The organism is Pseudomonas sp. G5(2012), from assembly GCF_000408945.1.
GTDB lineage: Bacteria > Pseudomonadota > Gammaproteobacteria > Pseudomonadales > Pseudomonadaceae > Aquipseudomonas > Aquipseudomonas umsongensis.
This window is the reverse complement of record NZ_APIO01000075.1, coordinates 30,742-44,927: the sequence shown is the minus strand read 5'-3', so window position 1 is coordinate 44,927 and position 14,186 is coordinate 30,742. Positions and strand designations below refer to the sequence as shown.

The 14,186-nt window shown below is 50.4% G+C and carries 14 protein-coding genes and 1 pseudogene; 8 read left to right on the top strand and 7 right to left on the bottom strand.

Annotation, left to right across the window (positions count from 1 at the left end):
- Positions 1–206 precede the first annotated feature (206 nt).
- Positions 207–644, top strand: coding sequence for a hypothetical protein (locus PG5_RS22180; RefSeq protein WP_020799367.1), 438 nt, complete (start codon positions 207–209; stop codon positions 642–644).
- A 260-nt stretch (positions 645–904) separates the two neighbouring features.
- Here the strand turns inward: PG5_RS22180 and PG5_RS22175 are convergent, their stop codons facing one another.
- Genes PG5_RS22175 through PG5_RS22165 form a run of 3 tightly spaced genes read right to left on the bottom strand, consistent with a single transcriptional unit; the run spans position 905 to position 2,781 of the window.
- Positions 905–1,252 (bottom strand): hypothetical protein, encoded by a 348-nt coding sequence (locus PG5_RS22175; RefSeq protein ID WP_020799366.1) that lies wholly within the window; start codon positions 1,250–1,252, stop codon positions 905–907.
- Positions 1,253–1,282: 30 nt separating this feature from the next.
- On the bottom strand, positions 1,283–1,732 hold the full coding sequence (locus PG5_RS22170) for a hypothetical protein (RefSeq protein WP_155943739.1): 450 nt from the start codon (positions 1,730–1,732) through the stop codon (positions 1,283–1,285).
- 14 nt (positions 1,733–1,746) lie between these two features.
- Entirely contained in the window at positions 1,747–2,781 is a 1,035-nt protein-coding gene (locus tag PG5_RS22165; protein ID WP_020799364.1) for a hypothetical protein, read from the bottom strand.
- 219 nt (positions 2,782–3,000) lie between these two features.
- Here PG5_RS22165 and PG5_RS22160 point away from each other — a divergent pair, with 219 nt between their 5' ends.
- From PG5_RS22160 to PG5_RS22135, 6 genes are all read left to right on the top strand, one after another.
- A complete protein-coding gene (locus PG5_RS22160; RefSeq protein WP_042955638.1) occupies positions 3,001–3,375 on the top strand; it encodes a hypothetical protein in 375 nt (124 codons plus the stop codon).
- Entirely contained in the window at positions 3,368–4,954 is a 1,587-nt protein-coding gene (locus PG5_RS22155) for a relaxase/mobilization nuclease domain-containing protein (RefSeq protein ID WP_020799363.1), read from the top strand. The genes PG5_RS22160 and PG5_RS22155 overlap by 8 nt, the downstream gene beginning before the upstream one ends.
- A gap of 326 nt (positions 4,955–5,280) precedes the next feature.
- On the top strand, positions 5,281–6,168 hold the full coding sequence (gene repC / locus PG5_RS22150) for a replication protein C, IncQ-type (RefSeq protein ID WP_052024721.1): 888 nt from the start codon (positions 5,281–5,283) through the stop codon (positions 6,166–6,168).
- Positions 6,169–6,573: 405 nt separating this feature from the next.
- Positions 6,574–8,061, top strand: a complete 1,488-nt coding sequence (locus PG5_RS22145; RefSeq protein ID WP_020799361.1) for a SulP family inorganic anion transporter — start codon at positions 6,574–6,576, stop codon at positions 8,059–8,061.
- 11 nt (positions 8,062–8,072) lie between these two features.
- Positions 8,073–8,924 carry a universal stress protein gene (locus PG5_RS22140; protein ID WP_020799360.1) on the top strand — a complete coding sequence of 284 codons (852 nt, stop codon included), beginning with the start codon at positions 8,073–8,075 and terminating at the stop codon, positions 8,922–8,924.
- Positions 8,925–9,016: 92 nt separating this feature from the next.
- Positions 9,017–9,550 (top strand): NUDIX hydrolase, encoded by a 534-nt coding sequence (locus PG5_RS22135; protein ID WP_020799359.1) that lies wholly within the window; start codon positions 9,017–9,019, stop codon positions 9,548–9,550.
- Here the strand turns inward: PG5_RS22135 and PG5_RS33815 are convergent.
- Positions 9,540–9,791 (bottom strand): annotated as a pseudogene (locus tag PG5_RS33815) (transposase domain-containing protein); the annotation flags it as partial. The gene PG5_RS22135 and the pseudogene PG5_RS33815 overlap by 11 nt on opposite strands.
- A gap of 296 nt (positions 9,792–10,087) precedes the next feature.
- Positions 10,088–10,645 (bottom strand): hypothetical protein, encoded by a 558-nt coding sequence (locus tag PG5_RS22130; protein ID WP_042955636.1) that lies wholly within the window; start codon positions 10,643–10,645, stop codon positions 10,088–10,090.
- A 228-nt stretch (positions 10,646–10,873) separates the two neighbouring features.
- Here PG5_RS22130 and PG5_RS22125 point away from each other — a divergent pair, with 228 nt between their 5' ends.
- Positions 10,874–11,344 (top strand): helix-turn-helix domain-containing protein, encoded by a 471-nt coding sequence (locus tag PG5_RS22125; RefSeq protein WP_177326148.1) that lies wholly within the window; start codon positions 10,874–10,876, stop codon positions 11,342–11,344.
- A 523-nt stretch (positions 11,345–11,867) separates the two neighbouring features.
- Here PG5_RS22125 and PG5_RS22120 read toward each other — a convergent pair.
- Complete coding sequence (locus PG5_RS22120; protein ID WP_020799355.1) at positions 11,868–13,001, bottom strand: phosphoribosyltransferase; 1,134 nt, start codon at positions 12,999–13,001, stop codon at positions 11,868–11,870.
- A gap of 17 nt (positions 13,002–13,018) precedes the next feature.
- Entirely contained in the window at positions 13,019–14,077 is a 1,059-nt protein-coding gene (locus tag PG5_RS22115) for a DNA-processing protein DprA (RefSeq protein ID WP_256228617.1), read from the bottom strand.
- Positions 14,078–14,186: the final 109 nt, after the last annotated feature.

Below are 14,186 nucleotides of genomic sequence, written 5' to 3'. Positions count from 1 at the left end.
GCGTTGCCCACTGACCGACAGCCACCTCACGACTACCCAGATACTCTATATGGGTATACATATTAATTATCAGAAAACTAAAATCGGTATACCGTGTCGGCATACCGATTGGTTTGATCTTGATACATGGTCGTATACCCATATATGATCAATCGGTATGTGGTGATACCATGATTGTATGTAGACAACCATGGGAGACTGCCAGCATGCAGATTCGCGAGCTTAAAACGGTGTATCAACTGATACGCACGACCTACGACGAGACGAAGAAACGCGGTGTTGAAAAAATGCTTGGTAGCTTCCCTAGAGATGCGCTCGTCATGCCTGAGCAAGTTAAATCGGCACTCAACGAGAAGGAGTTCAAGCAGCTTGAGGACTGGTTTCAAGCTCGTGAAGACAAGAGGAAGAAAGAGGTAGAGGACATGAAGTGGAGCCGTAAGCTATACCAGCTTCGTTGTGCTGCGCTGGTGCTTTCCGAGTTCCGTGATGCGCTTAAAGATCAGGAAGTAGTGAAGGAGTTTACTGCCAAGCATGCCAACGAGCTCTGGGCTGAACTTGACGCTACACGTAGTGACTTACGCAAAGCCGGGTACGCCAAACCAAAGGCTGAATTGCGGTCAAACCGAGCGTACACGAAGCCTTAGCTATCGAGCTCTAGAGATTTTTCGACCAGGTTGTATGATAAATTCAATATGATTGCATGAGTGTTTTTGATTAGTCGTGCGTGGCGCCGATTATTTATATCTTGGCACATACTCACTTTTAGTTAATCGATGCCTAGGCAATAAAAACCACAGCATGGCCGGGCGGGGCGAGTTCGCTGCTTCGCCGTTTCGGCGGCTAGCTGTCAGCGGCTCAAGCGCATCCGCTGCGCAGGTCACGCGTCACTGCGTCCATCCCTGACCTACCTCCAGCTTCTAGAACCGTGGCAATTCGTGTAACAGTTGCCATAGCAGCTATTGAGATTCGGGTTGTAGATGTTCAATGTTGTTGAGTCTGCACCTTCAAGCGCCGCTGCAAGCGTGCCTACGTCGATTTTCAGCGGTTTATCGTCGAGTTTCATTGCCGCCGCAAGGTCGTTGAGATTTGAATCGACCAGAAGCGAGAGGTCATGTTTTTCGAGCAAAGCCTTGGCAGAGTTTTTGGCCTTAAGTGAAGACTTCGACGAAATGACATTAACACTCGCATTTGCATGTGCCATGGTCGCGGCAGCGGCTATAACAGCTGAAGTGATTGCTGCATGGAATTTCATTGATGGGCTCCAGGTCGAGAGGAATAAGGGTTAGCGGACATAGCCGTCATCCGAGCGCTGCGGGTGCTTCTTGATCGACTTAGGGGTCTGCCCGTCCCCGTCTCCATCATCCCCTGACCCACCTGTTAGGGCGTTTGTCGCGGACTGGATCAGGCTGACAAGAAGTCTTAACAGCGCTTCCAGCACGTTTAAATCAACCTTTCTCGCTTTGTTGTATTCGGGATCTTCATCACCGTTATCGAAGTCTTGAATCTTGCCGACACCTGCTCGACCTAATGCAGTCCATACCTGCGGGTGAACTTCTGTTTTTGAAATCAAAACGTATTGCCCACTGGGTTCCATAGACAAAGAATCATATTCTTTTGAAATTGCAGCGTTAAGCCGTTCACTTTCGTTAAGCTCAAAGCTTTCGTGGTATTTCACATATATGTCGTTAAATTGCTTTTTCTGCGCTTGAGTTAATCTTACAAAGTCCGCCATGTTGAGCATCTCTCTTATTGTTGTTTTAGCTTATTGTCATTAAGTACATGGAGCAATGCACTGTTCAACAGTGCTTCACTTCTAAGATTAGATTTGTATTGATCTAGAGCCAGTGAAATCTCCACGGCCTTCATTTCAGCGCTTTGGCGCTGTGCCTCAGCCGGTGGTACATAACTGTCAGTACAACTATTTGTTATTGCACATATCCACTTTTTGCTACCGGAGTGCTTATCGTCGTACTGTTCATAAAGCTCCACCCGACCAGGTGCGCGCACACCGTTAATCAGCGTGCCATGTTGAGCGACCTGGATTGCATCAAGACTGCCTCTATTCTGTTCGCGTGAATTTTCCCTTCGCAAATCGTGCACAAGGGCTCTAGCATGCTCAGGCGAGCCGGGGACAAGTCCGGTGACTTGAGGTACTGCGATTTTTACATTAGCTGCAAGGTCGTTTTGCAGTTGCAGAGCCCTGTATTCATCAGCAGTTAGCGCTCCTGATAGCCATAGCTTGGAGTCACGGCACTTACCAGCGAGCTGGTCGCACTCATCCATAATTTCCGTTGCGGCTTTGTTGTTAGCATCGTTAACGTCCTGCACGTTCGTTTCGAGGGTAGTGTTCATGATGCCGCCGCCTGTAGCGACTGAATAACGCTTAGCGCGATTCTTGGACAGCTGCTCTATCTGATTGAGTTCAGCGCATGCAGCATCACCTAGGCCATCTGATAGCGTTAATGTGCCGCAAGCATCTCTTGCTGGTTGTGCACGTTCTAGCTGCTCGAGGTTCTGTCTTTCCTCTTTTCCCTTGTCCAGCCGCGCCGTGGTGTTTGCAAATCCATTATTTATTGCGTCAACACCCATCTCTGCTGTATTGCCAATAGCTTCCAACTGGGCAGCATTAAGAACAAAGTTTTTACCAGCTTCCACAGTTCTATTGAAGTTGTCGAAATATTTTTGCTTAAACGATGCTTCATCACTTACCAAAACTTCAGCAAGGGAGAACGGAGAAAGTACCAGTAAAATCAAGGAAACTGTGATTTTTGGTGTTCTCATATTTGCCCGTCCTTTCTTGTTATTTTGGCTAATATATATGAGAGGCAACAAAAAAACACTTGAATATGTGTTGTCGCGGGTGGTGGAATTAAAGCGAACAAGGCTCCTCGGCAGGTTGTCTACGACAACTTCCCGCCTTGTAAAGGGCTTTGCCCTTTAATCCCACTGGGGTTCCCCCAGACCCCTGGTCAACATCAAACACACGAAGAAGGTGTACATATGTCAGAAGCAGCAGAAAGGCCCTGGGTGCAGTTGCACACGCTTATCCCATCGTGGGTTGGGGCCAAGGCCAAGCGCGACGCCAAGGCCGCAGGAATGAGCCTCAGCGGCTATGTGGGTGCCCTGATCGAGCACGGCCAGGTCGTGACGGCAAAAGACGACTTGAGACCGGTGTTGCGCGAGCTTAATGCCTGGCTGGGCAGGTGGAACTCAAATATCAACATGCTTACCAGGCACGCAAACATACATCAGGAAGACACAGATGCGGATTTGTTGTTGATTCGATTAAATGATATTCGCGAAGAGGCGCGGCTTATATCACATAAGGTAAACAGCCTACAGCCGATGCCAGGTAGGAAGCGCGCACATGATTAATGGACTGGCAATGCAAACCACGGGCGCGCAGAAAGCTGTTGATTATCTGACTGGTGATGAGTATTACGACAAGGAGTCTCTAGAGTGGAAACAAAGAGACCCGGCGCCGGTTGTCCTGGAAGGCGACCCTAAATCATTTGTCCAAGCGTGCGACAGCCTGACTTTTAAAAACAAATACACGTCCGGCGTACTTAGTTTTAGCCCGGAAGAAACAGTATTAATAAATGCTAATCCGGGACTTAAAGACAAAATATTGCAAGACTTCAAAAGCTTTGCTTTTGCAGGCATTCCAGAAGATTGCAGGAATATGCTTGCAGTTGAACACACGCATACCGGGCGTTTAGAAATACATTACACAATTCCCAGGGTTCATCTTGGCAGCGGTAAATACTGGAATCCTTTTGAGCCAAATTATGTGGGCAAGCGTGGTAAGGGTAGTGACTACAAGTTTAGAGAGCAGAACGACGTTTATGTAGATTATGCGTGCAATAAGTTTGGCTTGCAAAACCCCAGGGATTTGTCAGTTGCGAGAGATATAAAGATAAATCCTTTTGATAAAAATGCACAAAGCAAAAGAGAGATACATAAGGCTGTCGCCGATTTAGTCAATAGCGGACATATTACCTGTAGGGAAGATATAGAGAAGTTTTTTGTACAGGCTGGCGGGGAAATAACAAGACATTCTGATGAATATATATCTGTAAAGTTTGGCGATCAAAAGTCCATGAGATTTAGAGGTGGGATTTATGACAAGAGTGAATTTAGCGGGGCTGCAATTAGCGAAAGAGAACTACAAGAAGCAAAAAGACCGACAGCGGAATCTATTGGACGAGAATTCAAGAGAGTCATGGAGGAAAGAACGGACAGAGTCGAAAAGCGTCATGGCGAAGCAGAAAAATATGTTGATTCAGACAAAACAGCAGATAACGAGTTTGAATCAGACATTAGCGCAGACGCAGACGCTATTAACGAAATCGACAAAGCGGCTGAAGATATTCCAGATCTTAAGTCTAGTGTTGGTGATTTTATTAGCAGTAATAGCGACGCTATAGAAGACTACAAGCAAGCAACTATCGGTTCGGGCGTTGAAGCGTCAGACGTTGCAATTGCGCAAACTGATGATCCAGTGGTCAGGTTTTTTCAGCAACAATTCAAGGCGCAGGCGCAGCGCCTGGAGCAACAAGCAATTACAGCAGCTAAGCAGCGCTGGGCAAATCATAAGTTACCGGCAGGACACGACAATTTACTAGCTGATAGCGTCGGATCTATCTTTAAAGCAATGCTTGGCACGCGTACTGGTGTTGATATTGATCGCCCTGGTCGTGCTTATACGCGCACGCAGTTGCACCAGGACGCAGCGAAAGTCTCTGAGTCAACGCAGGAACGGGCTGTACTTCTTGAAGTTGAACGTAAAAAGATGATTCAAGACGCCTTGACGAGTGCTCAACAGAGGCACCAGATCGAGCAGGACGATCAGGCGGCTCGACAAAAACAGGATGCCGGATATGTTCCGACATGGAAGCGCAACGGCCATGACCTTGATGATCAAAATAACGGCCCCAGGCCCGGTGGGCGCTAAAAAAACCGATTAACTCAGAAGTGACGAAAATATTTTTCTTTCTAAAACCCCAGTAAATTCAACTAAAAAAACAGGTCTGTTTAATTGACCTCGAAATACCATTTGCGTCACTACTGACTGAGTCGTAATCTGTCAGCAGTGACCAATTATTGGGTGTTTTATGAAAAAAATTGTTGTACACAAAGCGAGATCTGGAGCAACCAGACAAGCTGAATACGCCGTCCGCATGCGCGCGGAAGGATATAAGCAAAGAACACTTTGGCTTACAGCAGAGGAATCTCGCCAGGTTGACGATTTGCTGAATACCATTAGGCATGGTGATAGCCATGAGTGATGATAATTTCGTCCTCGACAGCCTGCAACGGAGCGCGCTTAAAACAACACGTGAAAAAATGTTGAAGAGCGACTTCGCTAAGATGCTTTTCGGCTTTCGTGAAGGGCATACAGCACAACTCGTAAAATGGTCAGAAGGTTATAGGTGCGTTCCAAATTCTATCTTGCGCAGTGCCCTGTTTGGAGCTATCGGTAGGGGGGAGCGTGATATCCACTTAGCCACACCTATAGCAACTCTCAAAGGTGTGAGCGTCATGCATGGCGGGCCGCAACTAGATCAGGCGGATCTCGATGTCTGGGAGCAGTGCTTACATCTTTCACGAAACTCAACACTTGGGCAAAGCTTTGAGGTCTCAGCTCATCCATTTCTTAAAGCAATTGGACGAGATACTGGAAAGTCTCAAAGAGAGTGGCTTAAGGGGTCTTTTAAGCGTCTGCTTGAGTCAACTATTGAGGTGAAGGATGGTAGTCTATTTTACGCCGGCCATCTTATCCATGACTACTTGCGTGATGAAGAGAAGGGTCTATATTACATTACAATGAATCCTAATATTATTAATTTATACGGTGATGGCGGATGGACGCTCTTGGAACTAAAAGATCGACTTGCTCTTAAGGGGCATCCGCTAGCTCAGTGGTTACATGGGTTTTATTCGACTCATGCTAGCCCCTTTCATTATAAGGTTGAAACTATTCATAGACTATGTGGGAGCAAGTCTAAAAATGTTACGGACTTTAGAAAGGACATTCGGAAAGCGTTTTCTTTTATGAATACCGCTATCGGATGGAAGGGTGAAATTAACGATAAAGGCCTTATTACGGTGATCCGGCCACTTACCGGTGCCCAGAAGCGTCATTTGCGTGGGAAAGTGCCCGAGTAACGTAACCGTCTGGCCAACTCACCTCTCAGCACACAGATCAGCTCAGACAAGAACCGGTCGCAGGTATACCCATTGAATAAGCCTGTATCTGACGTAGGTCATGCGGAGCTTGTCAGCGGGTCGCAATCGACGATGGCTTCATTGTATACTTCTGCTTCGCATACCCTTGAGCTACAGGAACATCAGCATGACTGTACTCCAAAAGATCTACTGGCAGCCTACGCCGCCTTAGCGCTACGCCCCCTCGCAACAACCTGCTTCCGCTAGCCTCGCTCGCGGGTGCGCACTGCTGTACGCGTGGTTTTACACCTTAAGCGCACAGCAAAAAAATCCTCAAAATTTGAATTTGTATCGATTCGCTCGCCATTCCCTTGGCGTGCGCGATGCTTTGCCTTGGATATTTCTATGCTGCAAAAACTTAGACAAACGTGGTTTTCCAACGTCCGTGCCGACGTGCTCGCGGGGCTGGTGGTCGCACTCGCGTTGATCCCGGAAGCCATCGCCTTTTCCATCATCGCCGGGGTAGATCCCAAAGTCGGTCTCTACGCCTCCTTCTGTATCTGTGCTGTCATCGCCTTTGTCGGCGGGCGCCCCGGAATGATCTCGGCGGCGACAGGCGCCATGGCACTGCTGATGGTTACGCTGGTAAAAGAGCATGGACTCCAGTACCTGCTGGCCGCGACTCTACTATGTGGCGTACTTCAAATCCTTGCCGGCTACCTGAAGCTTGGCTCGTTGATGCGCTTTGTTTCACGCTCGGTAGTCACCGGGTTCGTAAACGCATTGGCGATTCTGATTTTTATGGCGCAATTGCCTGAGCTGACCAATGTCACCTGGCATGTCTATGCCATGACCGCTGCGGGCCTGGGAATCATCTACCTGTTCCCGTATGTACCGAAAATCGGCAAGCTGATTCCCTCTCCATTGGTGTGCATTCTGACGCTGACTGCCATCGCCATTTACCTCGGTTTGGATATCCGCACCGTCGGTGACATGGGCCAACTGCCTGATACGCTCCCGATCTTCCTCTGGCCTGAAGTTCCGCTGAATTTTGAAACCCTGCGCATCATTTTCCCGTACTCGGCTGCGTTGGCAGTAGTGGGTCTACTCGAATCAATGATGACCGCGACCATCGTCGACGACCTTACCGATACCACCAGCAACAAAAACCGCGAGTGCAAGGGCCAGGGTGTGGCCAACATCGCTGCCGGCATGCTTGGCGGCATGGCAGGTTGCGCCATGATCGGCCAGTCGATCATCAACGTTAAATCTGGTGGCCGCACCCGTCTCTCGACATTGTGTGCCGGCGTTTTCCTGCTGCTGATGGTGGTATTTCTTGGCGAATGGCTCTCCAAAATCCCTATGGCGGCACTCGTGGCTGTGATGATCATGGTGTCCATCGGCACCTTTAGCTGGGATTCTTTGCGTAATCTGAAAGAGCATCCGCTGTCGACCAACCTCGTCATGGTGGCGACCGTCGTGGTCGTCGTGGCCACTCACAACCTAGCCTACGGCGTACTGGTAGGTGTGCTGCTGGCTTCGCTGTTCTTTGCCAATAAGGTTGGGCACTACCTGGATATCAAGAGCACTCTGGAAGAGACGGAATCGCATCGGACTTACCACGTCGTGGGCCAGGTGTTCTTTAGCTCTGCGGACAAGTTCACTGAAGTCTTTGACTTCAAGGAAGCGCTCAACAAAGTCACCATCGATCTCACACAGGCGCATTTCTGGGATATCACCGCCGTCGCAGCGCTGGATAAGGTCGTGATCAAGTTCCGCCGTGAAGGCGCTGAGGTTGAAGTGCTCGGTCTCAATGAGGCCAGCGCAACAATCGTTGATCGCTTCGGCGTGCATGACAAACCCGGTGCCATCGACAAGCTCATGAGCCACTAAGGAGAACGACAATGACCCACGTAATGGCCTGCATTGATAACTCACAATCCTCATTGGCGGTCTGCGATTACGCAGCATGGGCCTCGCAACGACTCAGCGCTCCCCTGACCTTGCTTCATGTGCTGGATAAGGAAAAATATCCTGCATCCGCTGACCTCAGCGGCAATATCGGTCTCGGTAGCAGAGAACATCTACTGGAAGAGTTGGCCACGCTGGATGCGCAGCGTGCAAAACTGGCCTTGGAGCATGGGCAGCACATGCTTGAAAAAGCTCGCGAGCGAACAACCCACTCTGGCGCCATGTCACCTGATATGAAGCAGCGCCATGGCCATCTCGTCGAGAGCCTGAGCGATCTCCAAGACGATATTCGATTACTGGTGATTGGAAGAGTCGGTGAGGACAGCACGCGCAGTGCCCAAAGCCTTGGCAGCCAGATTGAAGCGGTAGTCCGAACTATCCACCGCCCCATCCTGATTACAACTAGCCATTTCAGGAAACCTGAAACGGTCATGGTGGCATTTGACGGCAGCGCTACAGGCCACAAGACCGTACAGATGCTTGCTTCAAGCCCGCTGTGCGAAGGCCTGCCAATTCATATCGTCATGGTTGGTACGGACTCTGAAGAAAACCAGAACGAACTGGAGAAAGCACGAACCACACTTGCCTCTTCTGGCCCGCTAGTGCATGCCGAGATCCGCCCAGGCGAAGTAGAGTCGGTACTGCATGCGTATCAGGCAGAGCACAGCATTGACCTCTTGGTCATGGGGGCGTACGGGCACTCACGCATCAGGCAGTTTCTGGTAGGCAGCACGACCACGACGATGCTGCGAACATCCACTTTACCCGTATTGCTGCTTCGCTGAGCCAATTCCACTGGCCACAGTATTTCCAGAACTGCGGAAATGCCGTGGCCACCCTGGACGATGACTAACTGATCTTGCCGTAACGAGACCCCATGCAACTCATAACTGAAATTGTTCACCCCGAGCTGAAATCCAAGCAGGGCAGAGTATTCCGTCGACATGCAGCACGCGGCATCGTGATGCGGGGTGAGCAGATCCTGTTGCTGTTCACCGAGCGCTATAACGATTTCAGCTTCCCTGGAGGCGGCCTTGATGGTGACGAGGACATTGTCACAGGCCTGAAGCGTGAGCTTGAGGAAGAGACTGGTGCCCGTGAAATACAGGTGCTCCAGCACTACGGTTACATCGAGGAGTACCGGCCCTACTGGAAGCCACAGTACGATCTGATGCACATGACCTCGCATTTTTATCAATGCGAAGTAGCGCCCCAGCTAGAGCTCGTGAGAATGGAAAGCCACGAAATCGCTAATGGTATGCGGCCTGTCTGGATCAACCTGCATGAAGCCATCACGCACAATGAAGCCGTTATGCAGCGTCACGAGTCTTCGATGGGGCAATCAATTCTGCGCGAAACCTACATGCTGAGAAAAGTCGCTTCCGAATTGTTGATGCCAATCAGCCTTTGAGCTGACTATTTGGCGAAGTCCACTTAGCCTGCCTCAGGCAAGCATCCAATGCTGCGGGAATAATTTGCGTGATTTCGCTCGCCCGCTGTGTCGGAAGCCGCATCAGTACATCCTTGAGATAGGCATACGGATCGTGCCCATTCATACGCGCCGACTGGATCAGGCTCATGATTGCCGCCGCCCTTTTTCCACTGCGCAGCGACCCGGCAAATAACCAGTTCGAGCGCCCAAGCGCCGACGGCCCTTTAGCGTCGGGGTCAGGAAGGTGAGTTGGCCGGACGGTTACCGAGTAACAAGCGTTGCTACGGCATCAAATTTTGGACGTAGAATCCCTGTTAATGAGCTCTTTGCCACCTGCGCTTTCCTGGTGATTTATAGCGTGTTGCCTGCGACAAACTGGCTCAAATGAACCGAGCCGCAGGCCAGCTGCGTCTCGGCCCTTGCCGGTGTACATTCCTAATCCCTCCCCCTGCGCGCTTCGCTAGCGGGGACACGGACTAGGAAAGGCTGCCTCTACCAACCTGACCACCCGCAAGCTTACTTATGGAATTTGCTGAAGCGGCTGGAAAGCGTAGCGGGTTCAATTGCCACCCAGGATTCTGGTTTTGACGTCGCACCAATCATCACCCAAGCCCGCCACAAAATTACCGCAGCAACTAAACTAGCTTCTACTGTGGCAAATACGGTCGTGTTGTACATGTAGTTGGGGCTCTCGTTCCCAAAAATATAAAGCACTGGGAAAATTGAAGCAGCCCAGCCCACGACGAAGACCAAACAGAATAGAAGAGCGGCTGTGAGAACCAGCATCAAGGGTACTGAAAGCCTTAGATTAGTAGCGAAAAACTTCTGGCCATCCTGCTTTTCTACGCCGTAGAGTACCCCGTCATTTTTCTCCTTGTCTCGACTTTTTTTGAAGATACCGTACAGCGTGGCGTTTTCGCCGACTTCCAGTTCTTCGTAAAGTTTTTTCGTCATTTGCAATTTGGGGATGACCGCTCCGTCAATACTGACGGTAGCTGTGTATCCTCCACTCTTTGGTGTGACAGACCGGACATAATCGATCTTTCCGGTGACTTTCAGGCAATCAAACTTCATTAAAACCTTTCCTTTTGGACTTTAAGAGCCGGTAGGCCATGTGGTCGATACCCGACCTGAGCCTTGGCCGTTCTAGCTGACCACGGTGATTCCAGGATCATAGGTCGGGTGGAGTGGGGTATCGCTCGTCCTGCCCGCGATATCACCTCGCCATACCCGATCCAAAATATATTGTATGGAACGGGTTCTTGCAATGTGGCTTTATCCTTGGATTTGGGGAGCTATCCCGTGGATTCGAGGGATTCACTCGCTGCGGTTCTGCGCGTAGTCAGGCGTGCCCGGAAACTCAAGGCAGAGCAGTTATCGGAGGGTGTCACTGCGACTCATGTTGCTAATCTGGAGAACGGTAAAGTCAGCGTGACTTTGGAAACGCTTGAGGCGGTGGCGACAATGCTCAACGTCAAGCCGATCACGCTGCTCGCTCTCGCAACAGGGCTTCGTACTGAAACGCCTTATGAGGTCGTTCTTCGTGATATCGAATCCGAGATTGAACAGCTGACCGCCATGGGACTGCTAAAGGAGCTCCCACAAGAATTCGAAGGTGGGCGCCTAAAGTCTCGGCCCTCAGGGGCTCAGGTTTCGCAGAAGAGGTTGGCAGCGGTGCTGGAGTGCAAGGCCGGTGGGCTTACGCAAAAAGAGACCGCCCAAAAACTAGGAATACCCACTTCTACGGTGCAGAGACACTGGCAAAAGAGCTGACAGTGCCCCGTCCTTTTTTTGCTCCTTTTGATTCGATTCAATCACCCCTGCGAATAGGGGGCATAGAGCCCCTGAAAAAAGGGGGCACAGAACCCCTGCTATGGGGCATAGCGCCCCTGAAAGGGGGGCATTGAACCCCTGCGTATGGGGCACAGAGCCCCTGATTGGCCTTCCTTCAAGTTGGCTGAAGCCCGCGTTATACGGGTTTTCCAGCGATTTCACAGAAAGTCGCTAATCATCTTTTAATCGAGCAAATCAAAATCTGAGATAGGTTGCCGCAATATAAGCAGTCCCGTGTTAGAGCCAGTTTTGGGGGCACAGGCCAGAGCCCGGCTACCAAGCCCTTCGGGCTCGGGGCCTTGGCTCTTGCAATGCTGCTATTTTTTGAAGATCGAGAGCTAAGCAACCGCCTGCGGCGAATGCTCGCTCCGCTGCGCACGATCAAGGGACAAGGGCAGAGCAGAACACAGCAGACGCCAGGCTACGATGCCGCGCCCAGGTATTATCTCGACCTGTTTGCCAATCACGGGATCAGCGACTGGAGCACTTGCTGCGCCGTATTATCTGTGTTGCCAGGAAACCTAGTGATGTTTCCAGTAGTGAAACCACCAGCTATCACTGGCTGGAAGGGGTCGCTATTAATATTGATATTGTAGTACGACAGCTGGTTACCAAACTTGCCAAGCGCAACTCCGTGTACAGAGTTGGCACCAGCTTTACGCAGAAATGCAGCTGCTACCCCAAAGGACACCCCGTAGGTAGTGCAGTCATCAATGACGATCACGTTTCGCCCTGCAATCTTCCCTTTGTAAAAGGGGTTTAGGTGAAGCGTGGTTATCTGTCCGCTAGGATCGGTGCGGTCGCCGCCAGGATTAGCTGAGCGCTTCACTGAGGCTGTATGGCGGATAAAAAGGGGAACTCCTGCCTTGGCGAACTGAACCCTTGATGTCACGGTGCGTAGGCGGTGTGTGAATTCGGTCAAAACTTCGTCGGCGCCAGTGGTATTACCGGATGAAGGATAAACACCCCATAAAAGGTTGGCTGCCTGATCTATGTTGTTGATCAGCATCGACCGGGCTGTAACAGCCAGCAGAGCTGCAAGGCGTGCGCCGCCATTTTTCACTGTCAACTTTAGTTTTTGAGCGAACTGTTGCTGCGTTACTCCTTTGTGGAGAGTCGACAGATCTACCAGTGCGTGGATGGTGTAGTTATCGGCTCTTCCATCGAACCACCATTTGCCGTTCCAGCCGTTTGTAAGGACGGTCAGTTGCTCAAGCTCTTGTACGGAATCAATCTTTTGTCCAAACTTTACTATCTGTGGATCGGTTGACCAGCCAGCAGCTACAAGCACAGCCTTTCCATTTTTGGCCATTTGCAGATCGTCGGCGCTTGCGGCAAGAACCAAAATATCATGTGTTTTCACATTGAGATTTTTGGCAATATTTTTAATTATCTCGCCTTTTTGGCGAGCTTCAGCAGGGATAAAAATTACCTGGGAGCCAGCGAACTCCCGGTCAAACCATTCTGGCTTCTGATGGTTGGATATCACGCCGACCCGATTGCCATTTGCGGCAATTCGGATCAGTCCCTGAACGATATCAGGTGCTGGTAGCCCATTTATGGTTATAGCAGCCGGGGAAGTAGTTAGAATCAGCATCCTTTCTGGCTTCCTAGTCAAATGAGCGGGAGTTGGCTTGGTTGGTTTAAGCCATTGGCTTCGATAGTGTCATCTGACTCTTTCTCTGACTCTGGCTCTAAAGTGTCTATCGTTTTTTCTACAGGTAGATCTGCCGTGCTCGTCGGCATGCTTTCCGGAGCTTCCAGCAGCACAGACTTCAAAAATTGAATTAGACTTTCTGTTTTCGTTGGTACTTCGTACCACGATGCCCGGTACTCAGCAGCTGAGAATGGAATTTCCGGTCGGGAGTTTTGAGTGCCTGGAAGAAACACATTTACGATCCGTTTTTCATACCTGCTGGCGTATTTAACCGTATGAGCTGTTCCGCTCTTTATGCTCCACTCGGAGGGAATGAGCACATCACATAGAGCCGCTTGTATCCTATTGCGGCGTACGAAATTTTCGGCGCTGTAAGATTGATTAGGTAGGTATTCAGATACGATGCTACCGCCGGCTTTGAGAATTTCCTCTCTCAGCTCGTTGGAGCCTTTTGGATAGTTCTGAAGAATTCCTGTCCCGAGCACGGCCACTGTTGGAAGGGAATACCGGATAGACGATATGTGTGCTACTTGGTCGATCCCTAACGCTAGGCCACTCACAGTGACGCATCCGATGCGAGCCAAAACCCCGAGCACGTACTTCGTCAGGAACAGGCCATCGTCGGACGGTTTCCTGGTTCCTACAACTGCGACCGACGGCTTGCTCAGATTCTCGGGTATGCCTTGAATGAATATCCATTCTGGCGCATCAGGGATAGCTCTCAACTTTTCGGGAAACTCTGCCTCTGCCTTGAAGATCAGCCGAACCCCCAAGCTCGTAAGAGTTCGCGCAAGCGCGATTCCTTCCGACCATAGCGATTCCTGGCCAGGCTCTCCGTCGTAACCCGCAGCGGCCAGGGGTTTTTCCACTCCTGCTGGCCCTGGCGCCCTGAGCGCCTCCTTGAATCCATAATTCGCTTGAGCGATTTTATGAAGCGACCAAAAGCCAATGCCATTTACCGCTGTGAGCGCAAGGAATGCTATGCGCTCGTTTCTCCAAAAGTCCCTGTCTTCCATAGCTTGCCTTTGGCTGCCCTTGTGACCCGATCTGCCTGAAGGCAAATTTGCCGTGAGTGTGTATGCCATAAGGAAGAACCGATTTCCTTCCGCTGGATATCAGCTCAGG